The organism is Aminobacter ciceronei (assembly GCF_014138625.1).
GTDB lineage: Bacteria > Pseudomonadota > Alphaproteobacteria > Rhizobiales > Rhizobiaceae > Aminobacter > Aminobacter ciceronei.
This window is the reverse complement of the sequence record NZ_JACJHY010000008.1, coordinates 131,570-153,681: the sequence shown is the minus strand read 5'-3', so window position 1 is coordinate 153,681 and position 22,112 is coordinate 131,570. Positions and strand designations below refer to the sequence as shown.

18 protein-coding genes, 1 tRNA gene and 1 pseudogene are annotated in these 22,112 nt (G+C 64.3%); 7 read left to right on the top strand and 13 right to left on the bottom strand.

Going from position 1 to position 22,112, the window contains the following annotated elements; translation table 11 throughout:
• Positions 1–58: 58 nt before the first annotated feature.
• From HNQ95_RS10780 to HNQ95_RS10770, 3 genes are read left to right on the top strand one after another with little or no spacing between them, the layout of a single operon-like run.
• Positions 59–1,045 (top strand): ImuA family protein, encoded by a 987-nt coding sequence (locus tag HNQ95_RS10780; protein WP_182574045.1) that lies wholly within the window; start codon positions 59–61, stop codon positions 1,043–1,045.
• Complete coding sequence (locus tag HNQ95_RS10775; RefSeq protein WP_182574044.1) at positions 987–2,459, top strand: Y-family DNA polymerase; 1,473 nt, start codon at positions 987–989, stop codon at positions 2,457–2,459. The genes HNQ95_RS10780 and HNQ95_RS10775 overlap by 59 nt, the downstream gene beginning before the upstream one ends.
• A complete protein-coding gene (locus HNQ95_RS10770) occupies positions 2,456–5,797 on the top strand; it encodes an error-prone DNA polymerase (protein ID WP_182574043.1) in 3,342 nt (1,113 codons plus the stop codon). Before HNQ95_RS10775 ends, HNQ95_RS10770 begins: the two co-directional genes overlap by 4 nt.
• 249 nt (positions 5,798–6,046) lie before the next feature.
• Here HNQ95_RS10770 and HNQ95_RS10765 read toward each other — a convergent pair whose 3' ends face one another.
• From HNQ95_RS10765 to HNQ95_RS10750, 4 genes are all read right to left on the bottom strand, one after another.
• On the bottom strand, positions 6,047–6,259 hold the full coding sequence (locus HNQ95_RS10765) for a Trm112 family protein (RefSeq protein ID WP_067955941.1): 213 nt from the start codon (positions 6,257–6,259) through the stop codon (positions 6,047–6,049).
• 23 nt (positions 6,260–6,282) lie between these two features.
• Complete coding sequence (locus HNQ95_RS10760) at positions 6,283–6,954, bottom strand: LON peptidase substrate-binding domain-containing protein (protein ID WP_067955943.1); 672 nt, start codon at positions 6,952–6,954, stop codon at positions 6,283–6,285.
• A 65-nt stretch (positions 6,955–7,019) separates the two neighbouring features.
• The gene (trxA, locus tag HNQ95_RS10755) at positions 7,020–7,979 is read right to left on the bottom strand and encodes a thioredoxin (protein WP_182574042.1); all 960 of its coding nucleotides are present in this window, start codon (positions 7,977–7,979) and stop codon (positions 7,020–7,022) included.
• 69 nt (positions 7,980–8,048) lie between these two features.
• Positions 8,049–8,561, bottom strand: coding sequence for a prolyl-tRNA synthetase associated domain-containing protein (locus HNQ95_RS10750; protein ID WP_182574041.1), 513 nt, complete (start codon positions 8,559–8,561; stop codon positions 8,049–8,051).
• A gap of 211 nt (positions 8,562–8,772) precedes the next feature.
• On the opposite strand from HNQ95_RS10750, the gene HNQ95_RS10745 reads away from it, so the two are divergent.
• Positions 8,773–8,847: transfer RNA gene (locus HNQ95_RS10745), tRNA-Gly, on the top strand.
• Between the two features lie 330 nt (positions 8,848–9,177).
• Here the strand turns inward: HNQ95_RS10745 and ocd are convergent.
• The 3 genes from ocd to HNQ95_RS10730 form a co-directional block, all read right to left on the bottom strand.
• Positions 9,178–10,230 carry an ornithine cyclodeaminase gene (gene ocd, locus HNQ95_RS10740; RefSeq protein ID WP_067955947.1) on the bottom strand — a complete coding sequence of 351 codons (1,053 nt, stop codon included), beginning with the start codon at positions 10,228–10,230 and terminating at the stop codon, positions 9,178–9,180.
• A gap of 2 nt (positions 10,231–10,232) precedes the next feature.
• Positions 10,233–11,153 (bottom strand): arginase, encoded by a 921-nt coding sequence (gene rocF / locus HNQ95_RS10735; RefSeq protein WP_182574040.1) that lies wholly within the window; start codon positions 11,151–11,153, stop codon positions 10,233–10,235.
• Positions 11,154–11,489: 336 nt separating this feature from the next.
• Positions 11,490–12,596 carry an aminotransferase class I/II-fold pyridoxal phosphate-dependent enzyme gene (locus HNQ95_RS10730; RefSeq protein ID WP_182574039.1) on the bottom strand — a complete coding sequence of 369 codons (1,107 nt, stop codon included), beginning with the start codon at positions 12,594–12,596 and terminating at the stop codon, positions 11,490–11,492.
• A gap of 123 nt (positions 12,597–12,719) precedes the next feature.
• Between HNQ95_RS10730 and HNQ95_RS10725 the strand changes: the two genes are divergently transcribed.
• Entirely contained in the window at positions 12,720–13,553 is an 834-nt protein-coding gene (locus HNQ95_RS10725; protein ID WP_182574038.1) for a helix-turn-helix transcriptional regulator, read from the top strand.
• A gap of 3 nt (positions 13,554–13,556) precedes the next feature.
• Here the strand turns inward: HNQ95_RS10725 and HNQ95_RS10720 are convergent.
• Positions 13,557–14,231: pseudogene (locus HNQ95_RS10720) on the bottom strand (MurR/RpiR family transcriptional regulator); the annotation flags it as partial.
• A gap of 127 nt (positions 14,232–14,358) precedes the next feature.
• On the opposite strand from HNQ95_RS10720, the gene HNQ95_RS10715 reads away from it, so the two are divergent.
• Entirely contained in the window at positions 14,359–15,042 is a 684-nt protein-coding gene (locus HNQ95_RS10715) for an aspartate/glutamate racemase family protein (protein ID WP_182574063.1), read from the top strand.
• Between the two features lie 33 nt (positions 15,043–15,075).
• Here HNQ95_RS10715 and HNQ95_RS10710 read toward each other — a convergent pair whose 3' ends face one another.
• Positions 15,076–16,359: a glycosyltransferase family 2 protein gene (locus HNQ95_RS10710; RefSeq protein ID WP_182574037.1), complete on the bottom strand. Its 1,284-nt coding sequence runs from the start codon at positions 16,357–16,359 to the stop codon at positions 15,076–15,078.
• A gap of 198 nt (positions 16,360–16,557) precedes the next feature.
• Between HNQ95_RS10710 and cls the strand changes: the two genes are divergently transcribed.
• The gene (gene cls, locus HNQ95_RS10705) at positions 16,558–18,015 is read left to right on the top strand and encodes a cardiolipin synthase (RefSeq protein ID WP_182574036.1); all 1,458 of its coding nucleotides are present in this window, start codon (positions 16,558–16,560) and stop codon (positions 18,013–18,015) included.
• Positions 18,016–18,021: 6 nt separating this feature from the next.
• On the opposite strand, the gene HNQ95_RS10700 is transcribed toward cls, so the two are convergent.
• The 4 genes from HNQ95_RS10700 to HNQ95_RS10685 form a co-directional block, all read right to left on the bottom strand.
• Complete coding sequence (locus tag HNQ95_RS10700; protein ID WP_067955962.1) at positions 18,022–18,798, bottom strand: L-fucose dehydrogenase; 777 nt, start codon at positions 18,796–18,798, stop codon at positions 18,022–18,024.
• An 11-nt stretch (positions 18,799–18,809) separates the two neighbouring features.
• The gene (locus HNQ95_RS10695; RefSeq protein ID WP_182574035.1) at positions 18,810–20,087 is read right to left on the bottom strand and encodes an L-fuconate dehydratase; all 1,278 of its coding nucleotides are present in this window, start codon (positions 20,085–20,087) and stop codon (positions 18,810–18,812) included.
• A gap of 113 nt (positions 20,088–20,200) precedes the next feature.
• Entirely contained in the window at positions 20,201–21,055 is an 855-nt protein-coding gene (locus tag HNQ95_RS10690; protein ID WP_067955966.1) for a fumarylacetoacetate hydrolase family protein, read from the bottom strand.
• A 64-nt stretch (positions 21,056–21,119) separates the two neighbouring features.
• The gene (locus tag HNQ95_RS10685; protein ID WP_182574034.1) at positions 21,120–22,067 is read right to left on the bottom strand and encodes an ABC transporter substrate-binding protein; all 948 of its coding nucleotides are present in this window, start codon (positions 22,065–22,067) and stop codon (positions 21,120–21,122) included.
• Positions 22,068–22,112: the final 45 nt, after the last annotated feature.

Below are 22,112 nucleotides of genomic sequence, written 5' to 3'. Positions count from 1 at the left end.
CAGGGCGCCTCTGGAATCTATAGGAACATAACAGGAACAACTAAGGAAGCAGATCGACATGGCGACCAGCGCCGTGGCGCGGGATGTCGTTTTTGCCTTGCGCCAGAAGATAGCCAAAATCGAGGGAACGCTGGCTGAGAGGCTGGTCTCGCCTGCCGACGGCCAGCCGGTCGCGGGACTGCTGGTCCGCCGCAACGGCCAGGCCTCGGCGCGCGACTTTTTCCTGCCGACGGGTGTCGAGCGGCTCGACGAGGTGCTTGGCGGTGGCCTGCCGAAGGCGGCGCTGACCGAGATTCATGGCAGCGAAACCCGCAATGCCGGTGCCGCCGCGGGGCTGGCGTTGTCGCTCGTCAGCGGCATGCTGAAGCAGCGGTCGCGGTCCAGCGACCTGGTGTTGTGGGTTGGCACGACAGAGATGTTCCGCGAGGCGGGGTTGCCCTACGCACCGGGCCTCGCCAGCTTCTTCGGCATACCGGCCGAAAGCCTGCTGCTTGCCGAGGCGCCGAAGGCCGCCGACGTGCTGTGGATCGCCGAAGAAGCAGCCCGCATCGAGGAGATAGCAGCCGTCGTCGTCGAATTGCGCGGCAACCCGCGCATTGTCGACCTCACGGCGACGCGGCGCCTGCACCGCCGGGCCCAGGACAGCGGCCGGCCCGTCCTCCTGCTGCGCCAGTCGGCCGAGCCGGAACCAACGGCAGCCCCCGTCCGGCTGGTCGTCTCGCCGGCGCCGGCCACCTTGCGGCAAACGCTTCTCGGGCCGCTGGCCGGTTCGATCGCAGCTCCCGCCTTCGCTGTCGAGATTGGCAAGAGCCGCACGGCTCTTCCCGGCAGCTTCATTCTGGAATGGAACCTCGATGCACGCACCCTCGCAGAACGAAGCCCAGAGAATCGTATCGCTGTGGTTTCCCCATCTCGCGGCCGAACGCATCCTCCGGCGCAGGCTGGGGCGGTCCTGGCGTTCAAGCCCGCAGCCGTTGAAGCCGCTGGTGATCAGCCACCGCGAGAACAACACCCAGCGCATCGCCGGCCTCGACGCACGGGCTGAGGCGCTTCGCTTGAAGCCGGGCATGGGCATCGCCGAGGCGCGCGCCATGCACCCCGACATCGATGTCGTCGAAGCCGATCCCGAGGCCGACCGCCGGTTGCTCGAAGGACTTGCCGACTGGTGCGACCGCTACACGCCGCTTGTCGCAATCGACGGTGAAAACGGACTGTTCCTGGACATTTCAGGCTGCGCTCACCTCTTCGGCGGCGAAAAGGCGCTGCTTGCCGATCTGATGGCGCGGTTTTTCCACCAGGGTTTCGACGTGCGCGCCGGTCTTGCCTCGACGCCTGGTGCTGCATGGGCAACGGCACGTTTTGCCACGGGTCAAATCCTGGCCCCGGGCAACGAACGCAAATTTCTCGCGCGCCTGCCGCTGTCGGCGCTGAGGATCGATGCCAGGACGAAGGCGAGCCTGGAAAGCGTCGGGCTGCGCAGCGTCGGCGCGATCATGGACGGGCCGCGCGCGCCACTTGTCCGTCGCTTCGGGGCAGAGCTCATCGAGCGCCTCGACCAGGCGTTGGGTCGGCTCGAGGAGGCGATCTCACCGCGCCTTCCTGTCGCCCCGCTTTCGGTCGAGCGCCATCTCGCCGACCCGCTGTCGCTGATCGACGACATCGAGCGGCTGATCGGCCTGCTTGCTGCCACCCTCAAGGTCGATCTCGAGCGCCGGGAAGAGGGCGCACGCGCGCTCGAACTGCTGCTGTTCAGGGTCGACGGCATGGTCAGCCGCATAACTGTCGGGGCCTCACGCCCCATCCGCGAGCCGGTACTGGTGCGCCGGCTGTTTCATGAGCGGCTGGCGGCACTCGGCGAGACAATCGATGCCGGCTACGGCTTCGACCTCGTGCGTCTCTCTGCCCTGTCGACGGCCCGCTTCGACGCGCGCCAGGCCGATCTTGCCGGCGAGGTGGTGGAGGATGGCGGCGAAGAACTGGCGATCTTTGCCGATCGCATCAGTGCACGCCTTGGCGAAGCTGCGGTGCTCGAAGCGATCCCGGTCGAGAGCCATTTGCCGGAACGTGCCGCCTCCGCCCGGCCCTATGCCCAGGAAGAGGCCCGCAAGGACGGAGCCGAGCGTCCTGCCAGAGCGGCGCAGCAAGCTACCAGGCGGCTCCGGTTGCCCGACCGCCCCATTCGCCTGTTCCGGCAGCCCGAACCAATCGATGTTCCGGCGACCGAGATTCCCGATGGTCCGCCGCTCAATTTCCGCTGGCGCCGGGCGTTGCATCGCGTGGCGCGGGCGGAAGGGCCCGAGCGCATCGCGCCCGAATGGTGGCGCCAGGCGGCCGATGCGCCGACGCGCGACTATTACCGCATCGAGGACGCCGAGGGCCGCCGCTACTGGCTCTACCGGCAGGGCCTCTACAATGCGCAGGCGGTGCCGCGCTGGTTCCTGCACGGGGTCTTTGCATGAACATGGTCGTCGCTGCCAGCTATGCCGAATTCGGCATCCAGTCGAATTTCTCCTTTCTGCGCGGGGCTTCCGCTCCGGAAGAGCTGGTGATCGCGGCGAAATTCCTGGGGCTTTCGGCCATCGGCCTTGCAGATTGCAATACGGTGGCTGGTGTCGTCCGCGCGTGGAAGATGGCGGAGACGGAAGGGCTGGCCTACCACCCGGGATGCCGCCTGGTTTTCGCCGACGGTACGCCCGACATGCTCGCCTACCCCAGGGATCGCAAAGGTTGGGGACATCTGTGCCGCATGCTTACCCAGGCCAATGCCCGGGATGAGAGCGAAAAGGGTGCGCCGCTTCTCTATCGGGAAGATCTTTTCGAGTGGGGCGACCTGCTGTCGCTTGCCATCCTGCCCGACGTCGCGGTCGCCAGGGAAGATGACGTTGCGCTTCTGCGCAGTCTCAAGGAGCGCTTCGGCACTTCCTTGTGGCTCGCGGTCGCTCCGAATTTCGGTGGGGACGACCGCTTCAGGATCGAGCAGGCCGCTACCATGGCCGCCATGGCAGGCATACCGCTGATGGCGACCAATGATGCGCTCTACCATGCACCGGACCAGCGCCCGCTGCAGGATGTGCTGACGGCAATCCGCCTCAGCGTGCCTGTTGCCGAGGTCGGTTTCGAGCTCAAGGCGAATGCCGAACGCCACCTCAAGCCGCCTGTCGATATGGCAAGGTTTTTCCGCAACCACCCGGAGGCCCTGGCCGAGACGTTGCGCTTTGCCGAAAGCCTGCATTTCTCGCTGAGCGAGCTCAAATACAATTACCCCGACGAACCGACGGAATCCGGCCTCGAACCGCAGGCGGAATTGGAACGGCTGGCCTGGGAGGGTGCCAAAAAGCGCTACCCGGACGGCGTTTCGGAAAAGGTTCAGGGCATCATCCGGCATGAGCTCGACATCGTCGAAAAGCTCAATTACGCCCGCTATTTCCTCACCGTCCACGAGATTGTGAAGTTCGCCCGTTCGAGGGGCATCCTCTGCCAGGGGCGCGGCTCCGCTGCCAATTCTGTCATCTGCTTCTGCATCGGCATCACCGATGTCGGACCCGATATCGTCGATGTGCTGTTCGAGCGCTTCATTTCGGAGGAACGTGGCGAGCCGCCGGATATCGACGTCGACTTCGAGCACGAGCGGCGCAACGAGGTGATCGAATTCATCTACGAAAGATACAGCGCCAAGCGCACCGCGCTCGCGGCTTCCGTCGTCACCTATCGCGGTCGCTCGGCGCTGCGCGAAGTCGCCAAGGCGATGGGTCTGTCGGATGACGTCAGGGGCGCCATGTCCGGCTCGATCTGGGGTTGGTATTCGTCGGAACTGGGCGAGAAGGAAGCGACGGCCGGCGGCCTCGACAAGGCCGACCCGGTGACCCGGCATGTCATCGACCGCGCCAATGAGATCATGGGCTTTCCGCGCCATCTGTCCCAGCATGTCGGCGGTTTCGTCATCACCAGAGACCGGCTCGACGAGATCGTGCCGATCGTCAAGACGGCGATGGACGAGCGCAAGATGGTGGAATGGGACAAGGACGACCTCGACGCCGTCGGCATCTTGAAGGTCGATGTTCTGGCGCTGGGCATGCTGACCTGCCTGCGCAAGGCCTTCAACCTGCTTGAGGCGCATTACGACGAGCGTGACCGACATGGCCGTCCGTTCGAGCTGGCGACGCTGCCGCCGGAGGACCCCAAGGTCTATGACATGATCTGCCGGGCCGACACGCTCGGCGTCTTCCAGATCGAGAGCCGGGCGCAGATGTCGATGCTGCCGCGGCTGAGGCCACGCAAATTCTACGATCTTGTCATCGAAGTGGCGATCGTCCGTCCCGGCCCGATCCAGGGCGACATGGTGCATCCCTATCTCAGGCGCCGACAGGGCAAGGAAGCGCACGGCTTTCCCAAACCGGAGCTTGAGGACATCCTGGGCAAGACCCTGGGCGTGCCGTTGTTCCAGGAGCAGGCAATGAAGATCGCTATCGTCGCCGGCGGCTTCACGCCCGGCGAGGCCGACCAGCTCAGGCGCGCGATGGCGACTTTCAAGCGCACCGGCACGATCGGCAATTACCGCGACCGCATGATCCAGGGAATGGTCGACAGGGGCTACCAGCGCGACTTCGCCGAGCGTTGCTTCAAGCAGATCGAGGGTTTTGGCGAGTACGGTTTTCCCGAGAGCCATGCCGCGGCCTTCGCATTGCTCGTCTACGCCTCATGCTGGTTCAAGGCCTACTATCCAGACGTGTTCTGCGCGGCGATCCTGAACGCGCAGCCGATGGGCTTCTACCGGCCGGCACAGCTGGTGCGCGATGCACAGGATCACGGCGTCGAAATTCGCCAGATCGACGTCAACCATTCCGTCTGGGACTGTACGCTCGAGCGTTCGGGCTTCGACCCAAAACGCATCCAGCAACGCCACGCCGAAATGCGGGATGTCATCAGGACCAGCCATGCCGTCCGGCTCGGCTTCCGCCAGATCAAGGGGCTGAGCAAAGCCAGGATGGAGCAGTTTGCTGCGCGGCGTGGCAAGGGCTACGTCTCGGTGCGCGATGTCTGGCTGCGCTCTGGGCTCGATGTCGGCGAGATCGAGCTTCTCGCCCAGGCGGACGCCTTCCGCTCCATCGGCGTCGACAGGCGGGCGGGGCTGTGGGCGGTGCGGGCACTCGATGGCAAGAGTGCCGCCGAGATGCTGCCGCTGTTCGACCGTCCCGAAGTGCAACTGGGCGACAACGAACCAGAAACACACTTGCCGTCAATGCCGCTCGGCGAACATGTCATTCACGACTACCGCTCGCTCGGCCTGTCGCTGAAGGCGCATCCGGTGGCCTTCCTCAGGCACCATCTCGACCGTGCCGGCATTACACCCAATGCCCGGCTCGGTGATGTACCCGACGGGCGGCGGGTCTCCGTCGCCGGGCTGGTGCTGGTTCGCCAGCGACCGGGTAAAGGCAATGCCATCTTCCTCACGCTGGAAGACGAGCATTCGATCGCCAACATCGTCGTCTGGGCACGTGTCTTCGAGCGCTTCCGGCCTGTCATCATGGGATCGAAGTTCATCCGCGTCACCGGCAAGCTGCAGAAGGAATCCGGTGTCATCCATATCGTTGCCGACAATATGGAGGACTGCACGCATTGGCTGGCGACGATGTCGGAGGAACTGCAGGCAACTGCCGACCAAAGCAACCGGCCGATTGCGGAGGGACGGGCCAGTTCCGCCGACAAGGCCGCACGTGACCCGCGCATGCTGCAGAGCTACGAAACGCTGGCCCGCAAGGCGAGCAACGTCATGCCCAAGGGCCGCAACTTTCAATAGCGGATGGAGGGGTGGAAGAGCGCAGGCAAATGGCGAACCGTGCCGGGCGGCAAGGCGTGTGCGTCGATCATTCACTTGCGATGTATCGGCCGGCGGCGTGCCGACGGGAAGCACGTCCGCGCGTGGTAAAGCTGGCGGGCAAATCTCTCTCGAGGTGCCGGGCGAAGCGTTCATTGTGTGATGTGGCATCGGCCCGCAGCAGGGGCGCGCAATCCTGTCCCGGGTTCGAAGGGCAAGGAAGGTCGCGTATCAGGTGCTCGGGCCGGGTTCCCGGTCGCCGATCTGCCGTGCCTCGGAGGGCAGCATGACGGGAATGCCGTCGCGTACGGGGTAAGCCAGCTTTGCCAGCCTGGAGACCAGTTCACCGCGTTCGGCATCCCACTTCAGCGGCCCCTTGGTCAGCGGGCAAGCCAAAAGTTCGAGCAGCTTGACGTCGATGTCGCGTTTGTTGGTCTCGACCATTTCCGGCTCTCCGGCAGCGTTGCCTATTGCAGGCTCGATCCGAAATCCTCGTTTTCGCGAGCCAGCGCCATTTCGGTGATCGCGATCAGCGTCTCGGCGCGGGTCTTGAGATCGGGAGCTTCGAGAAGTGCCTGCTTTTCGGCAGCGCCATAGGGCGCCATCATCGACAGCGCGTTGACCAGTATGGCGTTGTCGGCGCGGCTGACGCTCTCCCAGTCGGCCTCGAGTTCGTTGGCCTGGAGGTAAGTGCGGAAGGCTTTGAGCAGTGCCGGCCGGTCGACTTCCGCGCCGGCCTTGTCCTCGCCGAGATCCGCCGCAAACGAGGTGATCCTGCACTGCCGGAACGGCGTCTTGGCCACCAGCTCCTGGACGATACGGAAGCGGCAGACGCCTTGCAGCGAAATCAGGTAGCGGCCATCACCCGTCTCGGCGAGCGACGTGATGCGGCCGATGCAGCCGACCGGGCAGAGCGCCGGTTCGCCGTCCGGTCGCAGATTGCCGTCGAGCGAGGGCTGGATCATGCCGATCAGCCGCGAGCCGGCCATCGCGTCGTCGATCATCTGGAGGTAGCGCGGTTCGAAGATGTTGAGCGGCATGCGCCCGCCCGGCAACAGCAAGGCCGCCGTCAGCGGGAACACCGCCAGTGTTGTCGGCAGATCGCTGTCGAGCCGGTAATGCGCGTTTCCTGCCTGCATCTTGTCCTCAGCTGCTACTCATCTGGGGTTGTTGCAACCAAACGCAAGGCCGCGGCGCTGCTCGATTACGAAAACAGCAGCGACGACAGCTTGCGACGCGTCGAAAGCGTCACCTCGTCGGTGAAGCCCCAGGCTTCGAACAGCTTGAGCAATTGTGCCCGGGCGCCGTCGTCGTTCCAGGTCCGGTCCGCCTTGACGATGGCCAGCAGGTTGTCGGCAGCCTCGGTGCGCTGGCCCTTGGCGTTCTGGATCATGGCGAGATCGAAACGCGCCTGGTGATCGCCGGGATCCAGCGCCAGCCGGCGCTCGAGCTCGGCGGAATCGCCAAGCGCTGCCGCTTCTTCGGCAAGCGCCATCTTGGTGCGGACGGAAACCAGTGCCGCAGCGGATTTCTTGTCGTCGGGCGCGCGTGCCAGCACCTCGTTCGCGCCTTCTACATCGCCTGCCTCGAACAGGATGTCGGCAAGCGCTGCGATGGCGTCGATGTTGTCGGGCACCTGTTCGAGCACGGCATCATAGATCTGTACCGCAGTCTGCAGGTCGCCAGCTTCGCGCGCTTCGGCTGCTGCCGCAAGCGCCTCGGCGATCTGCGGCTGGCCGCCATCCTTGCCGGCGATCTTGTCGATGAAATCGCGGATCTGGCTTTCGGGCACTGCACCCATGAAGCCGTCCACCGGCTGGCCGTTCTTGAAGGCGATAACCGCGGGAATCGACTGGATGCCGAGCTGGCCGGCAATCGCCGGATGGTCGTCGATATTCATCTTGACCAGCTTGACCCGCCCGCCGGCAGCCTGGACGACGCGCTCGATGACCGGAGTCAGCTGCTTGCACGGGCCGCACCAGGGTGCCCAGAAGTCGACCAGCACCGGCTGCTTGCGCGATTCCTGGATCACGTCGGCGCTGAAGGCCGCCGTCGTCGTGTCCTTGATGAGCTCGGCCACGGGGGCGGCAGGTGCGGTGCCAAACTGGACGTTGGTGGCGTACTGGCTGCCCATGCCGCCGAAGGGATTGCTTTCGTTGCTCATCTTCACTCTTCCGGTATTCGCTATCTTCTGCCGGCGACCTGGCCTGGCCGTCAGCCCACCATGTGGCGATCAGGCCGAGACTTTCAAGATAACAGCATCATGGCCGGTTGCCTCGACGAATCGCAGCAGGTCGGCATTGGCAATCGAGGTCGTCGCTTCGTTGGTCAGCGGGTGGGCGTTGATGACGGCGTTTTCCATCAGCGCGCTGTCGAGCACCAGCTTCACCCTGGCTGAGGTGTCGTTGATCAGCCCGAAGACCGTGACAGCACCGGGCACGACGCCGAGCAGCTCCATGAGCGCCTCGGGCTTGCCGAAGGAGACGCGGCTTGATGCGCCGATCAGCTGGTGGATCTGCTTGAGATCGACGCTCGCCTCCTCGTCCACGGTGACCAGGAAGAAGTTGTCCTTCTTGTCCTTGAGGAAAAGGTTCTTGGTGTGCCCGCCTGATATGGTGCCGCGCAGCGCCTGCGAATCGGCGACGGTGTAGAGCGGGGGATGGTCGTGGGTGGTCACTGAAATGCCGAGCCCAGCCAGATAGGCGAGCAGTTCGGCGCGGGTCTTGGGTGTCATCGAGGCGGTCATCGCAGCTTCCGGGAATTGCCGTTGCGCGAGGTTTATGGGCAAAGCCGGCTTGCTGCACAAGTCCGGCATAGCGCTGACGCAGAGCTTCCCGAGGGGAAACATGGGATTTTCAGCCGCCGCGAAAAAAGTTCAAGACAGAGCGGTTTTTCCCTGTTGCATTCGCCGCGAGCTTCGGCCATATAGCAGCCGTTGCGGCGACGAGCCGCGGCGAGCGGGTGTAGCTCAGGGGTAGAGCACAACCTTGCCAAGGTTGGGGTCGAGCGTTCGAATCGCTTCACCCGCTCCAAATATCCCACGAAAAGGCCGCGGTTTCACCGCGGCCTTCGTCGTTTCTGGAAGGCGGTAAGACCGCGACGCTTCAATGCAGCTTGTTCTCGAAGCACGGTCGAATGGCTCCACGGCAAATGTCCGTATCGTCACCGCGGCCGCTGGATTCGCGTCAGGCGCTCGAAGCGCGACAGAATCATCAGCGCGGTTGCCACGCGGCCGACCCAGAACCCAGCACAGCCTCTACAGGGCCCAACGTACAAGATAGCGTGCTGGCATGAGCCCTCGACAGACCAAGGCCAGTGGCGCCGAACGCCTTGCGGTCTGCTTGGCGAGGTTACGATCCCAGCTAGACGGCCGATGCCTTGGCGGCGCGCAACAGCATGCCGAACAGGTCTCGCGGCTCATCGGGGTCGGCCAAAAGGTCGAGTTCCTCGAACAGGCCGGTGTCGATCAGCTTGTCCCTGACGTAACGCAAAGCGGAAAAATCTTCGATGGCAAAGCCGACACTGTCGAACAGCGTGACCTGCGCGCTGGAGTTGCGGCCCTGCGCCTTGCCTGCCATGACCTGCCACAGCTCGATGACGGGGTGATCGGCAGCCAATTGCTGGATCTCGCCCTCGATGCGGGTCTGCGGCGGGAACTCGACGAAGATGTCGGAGCGCAGCAAGATATCCTTGTGCAGCTCGGTCTTGCCGGGGCAGTCGCCGCCGACCGCGTTGATGTGAACGCCGGTGCCGACCATGTTGTCGGTCAGGATGGTCGCAAGCTGCTTGTCGGCGGTGACGGTTGTGATGATCTGGGCACCTTCCACCGCGTCCTGCGCGTTGTCTGCAATGACGATGTCGAAGCCCATGCCGGCAAGGTTCGCCTTGCATTTCTGCGAGGCGGAGGCGTCGATGTCGTAGAGCCTGAGCTTGTTGACGCCAAGCAGCGCCTTGAACGCCACGGCCTGGAATTCCGACTGGGCGCCATTTCCGATGATGGCCATGGTGTCGGCGCCCTTGGGCGCGAGATATTTGGCTGCCACCGCCGAGGTGGCCGCGGTGCGCAGCGCCGTCAGGATGGTCATCTCGGTCAACAGCATCGGATAGCCGTTGCCGACATCGGCGAGCACGCCGAATGCGGTTACCGTCTGGCGGCCGTCGCGGGTGTTCTTGGGGTGGCCGTTGACGTATTTGAAGCCGTAGAGGTGGCCGTCACTCGTCGGCATCAGCTCGATGACGCCGTCATGACTGTGCGAGGCGATGCGCGGGGTCTTGTCGAATTGCTCCCAGCGCAGGAAGTCCTCTTCGATGTAGGCCGACATCTCGGTCAGGAAACGCTCGACGCCGACCGCCAGCACAAGCTTCATCATGTGGTCGACGCTGACGAAGGGAACGACATTCAGTTTTTCGGTCATGGTCAGTAACTCCTGGTCGGACGGTCCATGATGCGGCGGCCCATCAGGCTCGCCGTCAGGTCGACCATCAGCGTTGCGGTGCGGCCGCGTTCGTCGAGGAAGGGGTTCAGTTCGACAAGGTCGAGGCTGGTGACCAGGCCGCTGTCATGCAGCATTTCCATCACCAGATGTGCCTCGCGGAAGGTCGCGCCACCGGGCACTGTGGTGCCGACGGCGGGCGCGATCGCCGGATCGAGGAAGTCGACGTCGAAGCTGACATGCAGCATGCCGCCTTCGGCCGCCACACGCTCCAGGAAGGCGCGCAGCAGTGGCGCGATGCCATGCTCGTCGATGGCGCGCATGTCGTGGACGGTGACGCCCGCCTCGGCAAGCGCGACACGCTCGGCCGGGTCGACGCTGCGAATGCCCAGCGCGCAGATGCGCTCGGGGCTGACATTGGCCTGAAGCTTGGGAAAATAGCCCTGGAAACCGGACAGGCCGCTGGCATAGGCAAGCGGCACGCCGTGCAAATTGCCGCTGGTGGTGGTGTCGAGCGTGTGGAAATCCGGATGGGCGTCGAGCCAGAGCACGAACAGCGGCTTGCCGAGTTCGCCCGCGCGCCGGGCAATGCCGCTGACGGTGCCTGCCGACATGCTGTGATCGCCGCCGAGGAAGATCGGCATGGCGTCGGCGCTGATCTGGTAGGCCGCCTCGGCCAGGGCCGCCGTCCAGGCCGCGATCGCGGGCAGGGCTTTCAGCGCCTTGTTCGGGTGCTCCAGCGCCGGCCCCGGCACTGGCACGACTTGCCCCATGTCGGCAACGGAATGGCCAAGTTCGACAAGCGCCTCGACAAGGCCTGCGGTCCGGAGCGAGCTTGGTCCCATGTCGCAGCCCCTACGGTCGGTGCCTTCCTGAATGGGTGCGCCAATGATCCGGCAATGCATCTCGATGTCTCCTCGCCGGGCATGGCCCGGTATTGTTTTCTGTTTTCGCGCCAGCGGCCGTTTCATCCTGCGTTTTCGAACTGGCTCTTGCCAGGCAAGGACGGCGTCGACGCTCGAGCGCGCATGCACCACGGCATAATATGCCCCGAGCGTGGCGTCCACCGACGAGTACCGATGTCTGATTGGTGTCGGCGGGCCTCGATCGCGGCCTCGTCGATGCCGAAGCCAACCTGTCGCCATCGTCCGCGAACGTGATGCTGACCGCAGCCGCGCGATGGAAATGCAGGTGCTTCGGCAACTTTCGGTGCCGTCGTCATCCCGTGACCAGGATGTCGCTCAATTCTGCTCGCGCAGGGCGGCGGAGATGGCTTCGAGCCCGCCCCTGAGTTGCGCTGTTGTCGGCCAACCGAAACCGACGCGGAAATAGGTCTTGGGCATTTCGAACCAATGGCCGGGGCCGACATAAGCACCGTGCTTTTCGAGCAGGCCGCTGTAGAAGCGGTCGAGGTCGAAATCGGGACCGACATCGATCCGGGGGAAGCCGACGACGCCGCCTTGCGGCCGGACCCAGTCGACAAGCGGCTCACGGTCGATCCATTGCTGGACGATGTCGCGCCGCGCCTTCATCTCGGGCATCAGCGCGCCGAGGAACTCGTCGCGGCGTTCCAGCATGGCACGTGCGATCGCCTCGTCGATGACGCTGCCGCAAATGCCGATCTGCTCCTTGGCAGCGAGAAACCGTTCGTAGAGCCCGGCGTCCTGGGTAACCAGCCAGCCGATGCGGATGCCGGGGATGCCATAGGCCTTGGACAGCGACGAGACGCTGATGGTGCGCGGGCTGAGCGAGGCGACGGCGGGCAGGCGCTGGCCGTAGCTCAGGTCGCGATAGGTCTCGTCGACCAGCAGGTAACAGCCGTGGCGCTCGGCAAGGGCGATCAGCCCGTCGAGGTCGGCGCGGCTCATGATGGTGCCGGTCGGGTTGTGCGGGCAGGTGACACTGATGTAGCGCGTGTTGGGCCGCAGGGCAGCCGCCACTTCGGCAAGATCGACGGCGAAGCCGTTGTCGAAGTCGAGGTCGATGTAGCTGATGGCGCAGCCGATGGCGCGAGGCGTCTCGATATTGGTGGCGTAGTTGGGCCGCACCACCACGAGGTGATCCTTGTCCGACAGCAGGCTGGTGGCGATGATGAACAGCGCGCCGGCAGCACCGGCGGTGACCAGCACATGGTCGGGAGAGAGCCCGGCATCCTGGCCGGCGATCAACTCGCGCAAGGCCTTGTCGCCGCGATGTTCACCGTAGAACAGCGTCAGGTCGGGCAGAGACAGGCCGATCTCGGACAGCTTCTGGTCGGCAATCGAGCTCTCCGAGAGATTGTAGCGAATACGGTCGTAGCCATATTCCTCCGGCGCTTCCTTTTCGATTACCATCCTGGCGTAGTTCATCTTCGCGCTCTCCCGTGCCACGGCATGCCACTGTGTCGGTGAGCAGTGTTAGTCAGGATCGCCACGGCAAGCCATCCTCCCAGGGGAGGAGGTTGCCGGTACATAAGGGGACGCAGCAAGCGTATGCCGCAGGACGACTATCGCGACGTGGCGGAACTGGTCGGCGCCATCGGCGCGCCGCGGTTTCCGTCGGTCCTGGCCGCCTGGATCCGCAGCCACGTCGCCTTCGACATGATAGCCATCGTCGTCTATCGCGGCAGCCGCCCGCCGCTGCATATCCATGACGACTTCAAGGGCGAGCGGGCGCGCAACGGGCTGAAGCAATATCTGGCGCAGACCTATATCCTCAATCCGTTCTACCAGAGCCATCTCAAGGGAATCGCTTCGGGCGTCTACCGCGTCCGCGATCTCGCGCCCGACCACTATCTGCAGAGCGAGGTCTACCGCTCCTATGAAATCATCATCGCGGAGACGGAGGAGATCGGCTACGTCACCCGCGACTGGCCGCGCGGGCTCGAGGAGATCGACATCGCAGTGACCCTCGACGATGGCGAGACGACGGAGATCGGCATCTACAGCGCCCGGCCCGGGAGCTTCGACGACGCGGCTGTCGAGAGGCTCAACGGCCTGTTGCCGCTGATCGAGACGAGCTTTCGCCAGCACTGGCAACGCATCAAGGCGCGGCATACGGCCAAGCGGCATTCCATCGATGCCGGTTGGGCGGAGGCGGCCTATGAAAGCTTCGGCGCCGAGCTGTTGACCAACCGCGAGCGCGAGGTGGTGGTGCTGGTGCTGCGCGGGCATTCTTCGGATTCGATCGCGGCTCACCTCGACATCTCGCGCGCCACGGTCAAGACCCATCGCAAGCATGCTTATGAGAGGCTTGCCATCTCCACCCAGGCCGAACTTCTGTCGTTGTTCCTCCGGCATGTACGCGACCGCATGCCGGCAGGCTGAAGACTACAGTTCCTCAAGCGCGTCGCCGATGGTCTCGATGCCCCTGAGGCGGGTCCGGCCCGCAGCGCCCGACCGTTCGATGGCGCGGGTGGCGAGCAGGTGGCAGATCGCCATCGCCGAGACGTGGTTGAACAGCGGGCCCGGGGCGAGTGTCTGGCAACGGAAATGCCAGGCCGCACCCGGGCGGTGGGCCACCCCTTCGTCGGTGATGTAGAGCAGTTTCGCGCCGCTTTTCTCGATCGCCGACAGCACCATTTCCATGCGCGCGATGCGGCGGCGCAACCCGAATACCACTGCAACGTCGTCCTTGCCGACGCTGACGAGATGTTCGCCCAGCGTCTGCCCGCCACCCGGTATGGCGACGATGTTTTCCACCACCTGCGTTATCTGCCACTGGAAGTAGTCGGCGAAAGGGTGGCTGCTGCGGAAGCCGAGCACCCAGATCTTGCGGCTGGCCAGCATCGCTTCGACGGCGGCGTCGATCTGGCTGTAGGTGATGGTGGCGAAGGTGCCTTCGATGTTGGCGATGCCTTGAGCGATATGGGCGCCCAGCGATTGCACCCCGGCAGTATCCGTCGAGGTCGTCAGGAACAGGCGCGAGCCGGTCTGCTTTTCCTCGCGCGCATGGCGCCGGGCTTCTTCGTAGTTGTCATAACCCAGCCGTTTGACGAAGCGCGAGTGCCTTCTGCATCCAGATGGGCCCCGAAACCTATGGCATGTCGATGGAAGACCTGACCCAGCCGGCCGAGGTCGAGACACCCGAAGTGTCGACCCGGCAGGCGCAAGCAAGAGCGTAACGATGAGCATGACGTCACATATCCTGTTGATCAATCCCAACAGCTCGCAGGCAACCAGCGACATGATGCATGCCATCGCGCGCAAGACTGCAGCAGGACGGGTAGCCGTGGCGATTGCCACGGCTACCCGCAACCCGCCGATGATTGTCAACGGCCCGCAGCTTGAAGCTGCGGCCGACCAGGTCATCGAGATCGGGTCCAGCCATGGCCAGGACTGCCGGGGCATCATCGTCAGCGCCTTTGGCGATCCTGGACTGGCGGCACTGAGGGAACGGGTCGACGTGCCAGTCGTCGGCATCTGCGAGGCCTCGATGATCGAGGCCGCGCGCGACGGGCGGCGGTTCGGCGTCGCGACGACGACGCCGGATCTTGTCGAGGCGATTGCGGGTCGTGCCCGTGACCTTGGCCTCGACCATCTCTATGCTGGCATCCGCTGCACGGCGGGTGATCCGATCGCGCTTGCCGGCGACGAAAAACTTCTCGGGCAGTCGCTGGCCGAGGCTGTACGCGAATGCATCGAGCTGGATGGAGCGGAGGCCGTCATCATCGGCGGCGGCCCGCTCGGCCAGGCGGCCGAACAACTGCAGCCGACGTTCGACACGCCGATCATCGCGCCGATCCCTTGCGCCATGGAACGCGTGCTTGGACTGTTGCCGACAGGTTGCGGGGTCTTGTTTCCGGTGCCCGCTTGAGATTGGCCGCCACGCTTTCACGGGACGGCGTCCTTAGGGTCTTGGATTCCGCCGTGCAGCTTTGGCGCGACGCTTGCGCCTCAGCCTGGCTTCGAGCATCGACAGCTCGATGCCGACCATGCGCGGTGCATAGGCAGCGGGGCTCAGGCCGGCGGCGCGGAGAATAGCCTTCAATGCGCTTCTCGACATCAGCTGCCGCAGCTTGCGCAAGGTGTCCCACTTGCCGAAGGTCGCGAACAGCGCAGGCAGGTTCTCAACGATGATGGCCTGGGCTTCGGGCGCTTCGAAGACCTGAACCGAAGTGACGCCGTCGCTGTCGAGAACCTGGGCAATCGCGGACCAGAAGCGCCATGCCCCCATGCTCGCCGAAAGCGACGCCGCGTCTTCGACGAGAACACGCATCGCTTCGCGGCGGCGCGCGGGGAAAAATCTCCTGGCGGGGCCGGAGACGTTCACGGCCCCGTCCAGGGTCGGATTGCCGGCAAAGAAGTTGTTGCCGTGCAGCCGATAGGCCGACAGCGGCATGGCGATCGTGGCCGATCCGGCAAATACATGGGCGAGCCGGCAGAAATGGCCGTCGACCGAAAGCCCGAACATGACGTCTGATTTGGCGCGCGGGCGGATGGTTTCGAGCAGGAAACGGCGGAACATGTTTGATGTGCCCGGCGACCACAGCCAGCCGTTTTCGGTGGGTGGATGGGCAACGACGCTGTCGTCGAGCTGGTCGAACTGCGGACCGGAAACCTCAGACAAACGGACGACCAGGAAGGAGCGCCGCAGACTGCCCTTACGCGTGTCGGGCTGCGATCCCCTGAGACCGGTTCCCAATGCTGCGCCAGTCGCATCGATCTCGATCACCGCGCTCGATGTGAAGGCGACGCTCCGTGGCAGCGCCAGATGCGTCTGGACATGCATGGCGGTAAAGTCGGCAAGCAGATAATCGTCGGAATCGACGAAGGTGACGAAATCGCCGCGTGCGACATCCAGGCCTTTCAATGCCCCTGCGAGTGCGCCGAGGTTTTCGTCGAGCCAGATCGTGCGAAACCGCGGGTCGTCCCCGATCGCCGCTTCTATCTCGCGTCGACTGTCATCGGTCGAGCCATTGTCGACGACGATGGCTTCGAAATTGGGATAGGTCTGATGGCGAACCGAGCGGATCGCCGATCCGACGAAGCGGGCGTAGTTCCAGTTTCGGATGATGAAGGAGACGAGCGGGTAGGTCACCGGCTCGGGTGCAAGCTCGCTGAGCGAAAGCCCGCGCAGCGTCAAATCAGACGCTGACGTCTCGAACGACAGCCCGTCCACCTTCTTGTGCACTGACAACTCCCCCGGCAATTGGCTGAGCGGGGCTGGCGCTCTTGGCATTGCACATTGCACGGCATGAGCGCCTTGGCAACAAATTGCCTGCCGGCGTTTCCGGGCCTTCCGTCGCTCTCCCCGAGAGCAAGGGTTATGGCTCCCGCATCGAATTATCTGTTATCGGTTGAACCTACTGTCTGGAGGGCCACCCCAAGCATGAGCGCTTCCGCCTATTTCGGTTGGGCCCTGGTCAACCTGACCATCTGCCTGCAGATCGTCTATCTCGTGCGGGCGCTGCTGCGCCCGCATCGCGAGCCGGCCTCGCGGCTGGCCTGGATCGTGGTCATCGTCGTTGCGCCGGTGGTCGGCGTTGTCGCGTACATCCTGTTCGGTGATACCAATGTCGGCAGCCGCCGTATCGCCCGGCTGCGCGACGCGCTCCAGCACTTGCCCTCGCTTGCCACGATCAACACGACCGATCTCGACGGGCGCGAGCAGCCAAGCGTCCCGGAGCCCTACGCGCCGCTGTTTCGTGTCGGCGAATCGATCAGCAATTATGCGCCGGTCGGTGCAAACCGGGCTCACCTCATGCCCGGTTCCGATGCTGCCATCGATGCGATCATCGCCGACATCGATGCGGCCACCGATCATGTGCACCTGCTATTCTACATCTGGTTGCCCGATAGCAACGGCGTGAAGATGGTCGAGGCGGTCAAGCGCGCGGCGATGCGCGGCGTGACGTGCCGGGTGATGGTCGACGACATCGGCTCGCGCCGGTTGATCCGGTCGCCGCACTGGCGCGAGATGGCTTCAGCCAAGGTCAGGCTGGCGCGCGCCCTGCCGGTAGGGATCGCGCTGCTGCGCCCGCTCAAGGGGCGGGTCGACATGCGCAACCACCGCAAGATCGTCGTCATCGACAACAAGACCACCTATTGCGGCAGCCAGAACTGCGCCGATCCGGCCTTTGCCATCAAGGCGAAGTACGCGCCCTGGGTTGACGTGATGATGCGTTTCGAGGGCCCGGTCGTGCTTCAGAACCAGCATCTGTTTGCCAGCGACTGGATGGCGCAGGTCAAGGAGGACCTGAGCCCGCTGATGCGCCAGCCGCCGCCGTCGGCGCAACCCGGCTTTACGGCGCAGGTCATCGGCACGGGTGCTGCCGTGCGCTATTCGGCGATGCCCGAAATGTTCATCGCGCTGATGAACGCCGCACGGCGCGAGCTCGTCATTTCGACACCCTATTACGTGCCGGACGAGCCGCTGCAGGCGGCGCTGTGCGCTTGCGGCCACCGCGGCGTCGAAACGACCATCGTCCTTCCCCGGCGCAACGATTCCTGGATCGTCGCGGCGGCAAGCCGCAGCTACTATCGCGAACTGCTCGATGCCGGCGTGAACATCCACGAATATGAAGGCGGCCTACTGCACGCGAAAACGCTGACGGTCGATGGCGAGGTGACGCTGATCGGTTCGGCCAATCTCGACCGGCGCAGCTTCGAGCTGAATTTCGAGAACAATATCCTGCTGCACGACGCACGCGTTACCGGCGAGGTGCGGAAGCGGCAGCAGAGCTATATCGAGTCGTCCATCCCCATCAGCGACCGCATGGTCGCCAAGTGGAGCCGGCCGCGCCAGATCTGGAACAACGCCATCGCCATGCTCGGGCCGGTGCTTTAGCCGCGTTCAGTCCAATGCGCGGTCGAGATGGGTATAGCCGCCGTCGACGAACAGCCACTGGCCGGTGGTGTGGCTGGCCTTGTCGGAGAGCAGGAAGATGATGGTGTCGGCGATCTCTTCCGACGTCGTCATGCGCTGCCCGAGCGGGATGCGTCGGGTGATTTCTTCCAGCCGTGCTTCCGGATCATCGAATGTCTTCAGCCACTTTTCGTAGAGCGGCGTCATCACCTCGGCCGGGATGACCGCGTTGACGCGGATGCCATCGCCGCGCAGGGCGGCGGCCCATTCACGGGTGAGTGACAGCTGGGCGCCCTTGGCGGCGGTGTAGCCGCTGGTGCTGCCCTGGCCGGTGAGTGCGGTCTTGGACGAGACGTTGACGATCGCGCCGCGCGATTTTCTCAGCCACGGCAGGCAGTGATGGGCGGTGGTGTAGTAGTGGATCAGGTTGCGTTCGAGCGACTCGCGGAAAGCATCCGAACCGGCCTCGAGATCGATGCCGTCATTGATGCCGGCATTGTTGACCAGCCCGTCGATGCGGCCGAAGGTTCTTGCCACCTGCTCGACAGCTGCGCCGATCTCGGGATCGTGCATCAGCTCGACCTGGACGAACAGCGAGCGCGGCGAAACGGCCTTGAGCTTCGCGGCGAAATCCTCGGCCAGTGGGCTGCGGCCGAAGATGACCGGAATGGCGCCTTCGGCAGCGAGACCGAGTGTGACCGCGCCGCCGATGCCGGCACCGCCGCCGGTGACGATGACGATCTTGTCCTTCAGCCCGAGGTCCATTGTCGTTTCCCTCAACCGCGGAACTGGAAGTCTTCGAGCGTCGCGGGCTTCATCTCGATGGAGAAGCCGGGCGCGGACGGGGGCATGTAAGCGGCGTGCTGCACCACGCAGGGTTCCTTGAAGTGCTCATGCAGGTGGTCGACATATTCGACGACACGGCCCTCGCGGGTTCCGGCGATTGAGACGTAGTCGATCATCGACAGGTGCTGGACATATTCGCACAGGCCGACACCGCCGGCGTGTGGGCAGACGAGCAGATTGTATTTCGCCGCCATCAACAGCACGGCGAGGATTTCGTTGACGCCGCCGAGGCGGCAGGAGTCGATCTGCACCACGTCGATGGCGCCGCGCATGATGAACTGCTTGAACATGATGCGGTTCTGGCACATCTCGCCGGTGGCGACCTGGACCGGGGCGACGCCCTCGCGGATCTTGCGATGGCCCTCGACGTCGTCGGGATTGGTCGGCTCTTCGATGAACCACGGCTTGGCAAAGGCGAGGTCGTGTACCCAGTCGATGGCCTGGCCGACTTCCCAGACCTGGTTGGCGTCGATCATCAGCTGGCGGTCTGGGCCGAGCACCTCACGCGCGATGCGCAGGCGCCTGATATCGTCGGCCTTGTCGCGGCCGACCTTGAGCTTGACGTGGTTGAAGCCGGCGTCGACCGCTTCCTGGCACAGCCGGCGCAGCTTCTCGTCGCCATAACCGAGCCAGCCGGCCGAGGTGGTGTAGCAGGGATATCCCTCGCGCTCGAGGGTCGCGATCCGCTCGGCCTTGCCCGGCTCTTTTTCGCGCAGCATGGCGAGCGCTTCCTCGGGCGTGATGCAGTCGGTGATGTAGCGGAAGTCGATGCAGCGCACGAGTTCTTCCGGCGACATGTCGGCGACCAGCTTCCACACCGGCTTGCCAACCATCTTCGCCCAGATATCCCAGACGGCGTTGACGACGGCGCCGGTGGCCAGATGGATCGCGCCCTTGTCCGGGCCGATCCAGCGCAACTGGCTGTCCGACGTCACGTGCCGCCAGAAGGCGCCCATGTCAGCGGCCACCTTGTCCATCTCCAGGCCGACGACCAGATGGCGCATCGCCTCGAGCGCCGCGCAGCAGATCTCGTTGCCGCGGCCGATGGTGAAGGTCAGACCATGACCCTCGATCCCTGCCGTGTCGGTCTTCAGGATGACATAGGCCGCCGAATAGTCGGGGTCCGGGTTCATCGCGTCGGAACCGTCGAGATGCTGCGACGTCGGGAAACGCAGGTCGAGCACCCGCATGTCGATGATTCTGGTCATGGTGTGGGTCCTCTGGGCACGATCCCGAAAGGCTGGGAGCCTCGAGGGCAAGTTCGTGCGGCTGAAACGAGAGCGGAAGGATTGCCTGGGAGACGCCTCCCGCTCCAAAGGGGTCAGGCAGCGATAACGCGCTGCCTCTGGCTGCCCAGGCCTTCGATGCCAAGAGTCATCGTCTGGCCTGCTTTGAGATAGACAGGAGGTTTCTGGCCAAGGCCGACGCCGGGCGGGGTGCCGGTCGAGATGACGTCGCCGGACTGCAGGCTCATGAAGCGGCTGAGGTAGGATACGACCTGCTGCACCGAGAAGATCATCGTTTTGGTCGAGCCGTCCTGGAAGCGCTTGTCATCGACATCGAGCCACATCTTGAGGTTCTGCGGGTCGGCGATCTCGTCAGCGGTCACCATCCAGGGGCCGGTCGGGCCGAAGGTGTCGCAACCCTTGCCCTTGTCCCAGGTGCCGCCGCGCTCGGTCTGGAATTCGCGTTCGGAAACGTCGTTGATGACGCAATAGCCGGCAACGTGGGACATGGCGTCGGCCTCGTCGATGTAGCGGCCGGGCTTGCCGATGACGACGCCAAGCTCGACCTCCCAATCGGTCTTGACCGAATTGCGCGGGATTTCGACGTCGTCGTCGGGACCGACGATAGCCGAGGTCCACTTGTTGAAGACGATCGGTTCGGGGGGGATGGCTGCACCGGTTTCGGCGGCATGGTCGGCATAGTTGAGGCCGATGCAGATGAACTTGCCGATGCGGCCGACGCAGGCGCCGAGGCGCAGATCCTGCTGAGGCGTGCCGGCTACCAGCGGCAGCGTCTCGATATCGAGGGTGCGCAGGCGGGCGAGGCCTTCGGGCGTCAGAACGTCGCCGGCGATGTCGTCGACGTGGCGCGAGAGATCGCGGACGCGGCCTGATCTGTCGAGGATGCCGGGCTTCTCGTTGCCCTTGGGGCCGTAGCGGAGCAGTTTCATCTGATGTCACCTTGATTGGAAAAAGCCGGAGGCGGCGGACCGCCTCCGGTAGAGTTGCCCAGGATCAGTCGTACAGCACCGCTGCGATTTCGGGCTGATCGATGTTCGACTTGTCGTAGTAGTAGAAGCCGGTGTCGATGTTCTTTTCGACGGCTTCGCCCTTTGCCGCCTTCACGGCTGCCTCGACAGTCTTGTAGCCGATGCCGACCGGGTTCTGGGTGATGGCGCCGGCCATCTGGCCGTCGCGGATCGCCGCCTTCTGCTGGGCGCCCGAGTCGTAGCCGATGATCACCAGCTGGCGGCCGAGCTCCTTGGCGCCGTTGACGACGCCGATGGCCGAGCCTTCATTGGCACCGAACATGCCCTTGAGGTCGGGGTTGGCCTGCAGGATCGCCTTGGTGATTTCGGTCGACTTGAGATGATCGCCCTCGCCATATTCGATGGCGACGATCTCGACCTTCGGGTGGGCTTCCTTCATGCGGTTGACGAAGCCGTCGCGGCGGTCGACGCCGGTGCGGCTGGTCTGGTCATGGACGACAAGTGCCACCTTGCCTTCGTCGCCGATCAGCTCGGCCATCTTGTCGGCGGCGAGGGCCGCCGCCGCAATATTGTTGGTCGAGGCTGTGGCCACCGGGATGTCGCTGTCGACGCCGGAGTCGAAGGCGACGACCGGGATCTTGGCGTCCTTGGCCTGCTGCAGCAGCGGGATAGCCGCCTGGCTGTCGAGGGCGGCGAAGCCGATCGCCGCCGGTTTTTTGGCAAGCGCTGCGGCCAGCATGTCGATCTGACGGTCGACCTGGGTTTCCGAGTCAGGGCCTTCGAAGGTGACTTCGACGCCGAGATCGGCGGCAGCCTTGTCGGCGCCGGCTTTCACCGCTTGCCAGAACTGGTGCTGAAAGCCCTTGGAGATCAGCGGGATGTACATCTTGTCCTGGGCCATTGCCATGGTCGAGCCGTAGCCGAGGATCGTCATGGCGCTGAGAGCGCCAATCACTGTGCGTCTGGTGAACATGTTTCCTCCGATTGAACCTTGGTTGTTGAACTCTGCTGGTGGAGC

Bases quoted from the DNA above. Each gene is read 5' to 3' on its own strand.
- HNQ95_RS10760 (WP_067955943.1), bottom strand. From the start codon at position 6,954: ATGCAGGCAGGAAACGCGCATTACCGGCTCGACAGCGATCTGCCGACA.
- rocF (WP_182574040.1), bottom strand. From the start codon at position 11,153: ATGCATTGCCGGATCATTGGCGCACCCATTCAGGAAGGCACCGACCGT.
- cls (WP_182574036.1), top strand. From the start codon at position 16,558: ATGAGCGCTTCCGCCTATTTCGGTTGGGCCCTGGTCAACCTGACCATC.
- HNQ95_RS10765 (WP_067955941.1), bottom strand. From the start codon at position 6,259: ATGGTCGAGACCAACAAACGCGACATCGACGTCAAGCTGCTCGAACTT.
- HNQ95_RS10715 (WP_182574063.1), top strand. From the start codon at position 14,359: ATGACGTCACATATCCTGTTGATCAATCCCAACAGCTCGCAGGCAACC.
- HNQ95_RS10770 (WP_182574043.1), top strand. From the start codon at position 2,456: ATGAACATGGTCGTCGCTGCCAGCTATGCCGAATTCGGCATCCAGTCG.
- HNQ95_RS10730 (WP_182574039.1), bottom strand. From the start codon at position 12,596: ATGAACTACGCCAGGATGGTAATCGAAAAGGAAGCGCCGGAGGAATAT.
- ocd (WP_067955947.1), bottom strand. From the start codon at position 10,230: ATGACCGAAAAACTGAATGTCGTTCCCTTCGTCAGCGTCGACCACATG.
- HNQ95_RS10700 (WP_067955962.1), bottom strand. From the start codon at position 18,798: ATGGACCTCGGGCTGAAGGACAAGATCGTCATCGTCACCGGCGGCGGT.
- HNQ95_RS10750 (WP_182574041.1), bottom strand. From the start codon at position 8,561: ATGACCGCCTCGATGACACCCAAGACCCGCGCCGAACTGCTCGCCTAT.
- HNQ95_RS10690 (WP_067955966.1), bottom strand. From the start codon at position 21,055: ATGAAACTGCTCCGCTACGGCCCCAAGGGCAACGAGAAGCCCGGCATC.
- HNQ95_RS10695 (WP_182574035.1), bottom strand. From the start codon at position 20,087: ATGACCAGAATCATCGACATGCGGGTGCTCGACCTGCGTTTCCCGACG.
- trxA (WP_182574042.1), bottom strand. From the start codon at position 7,979: ATGAGCAACGAAAGCAATCCCTTCGGCGGCATGGGCAGCCAGTACGCC.
- HNQ95_RS10685 (WP_182574034.1), bottom strand. From the start codon at position 22,067: ATGTTCACCAGACGCACAGTGATTGGCGCTCTCAGCGCCATGACGATC.
- HNQ95_RS10780 (WP_182574045.1), top strand. From the start codon at position 59: ATGGCGACCAGCGCCGTGGCGCGGGATGTCGTTTTTGCCTTGCGCCAG.
- HNQ95_RS10725 (WP_182574038.1), top strand. From the start codon at position 12,720: ATGCCGCAGGACGACTATCGCGACGTGGCGGAACTGGTCGGCGCCATC.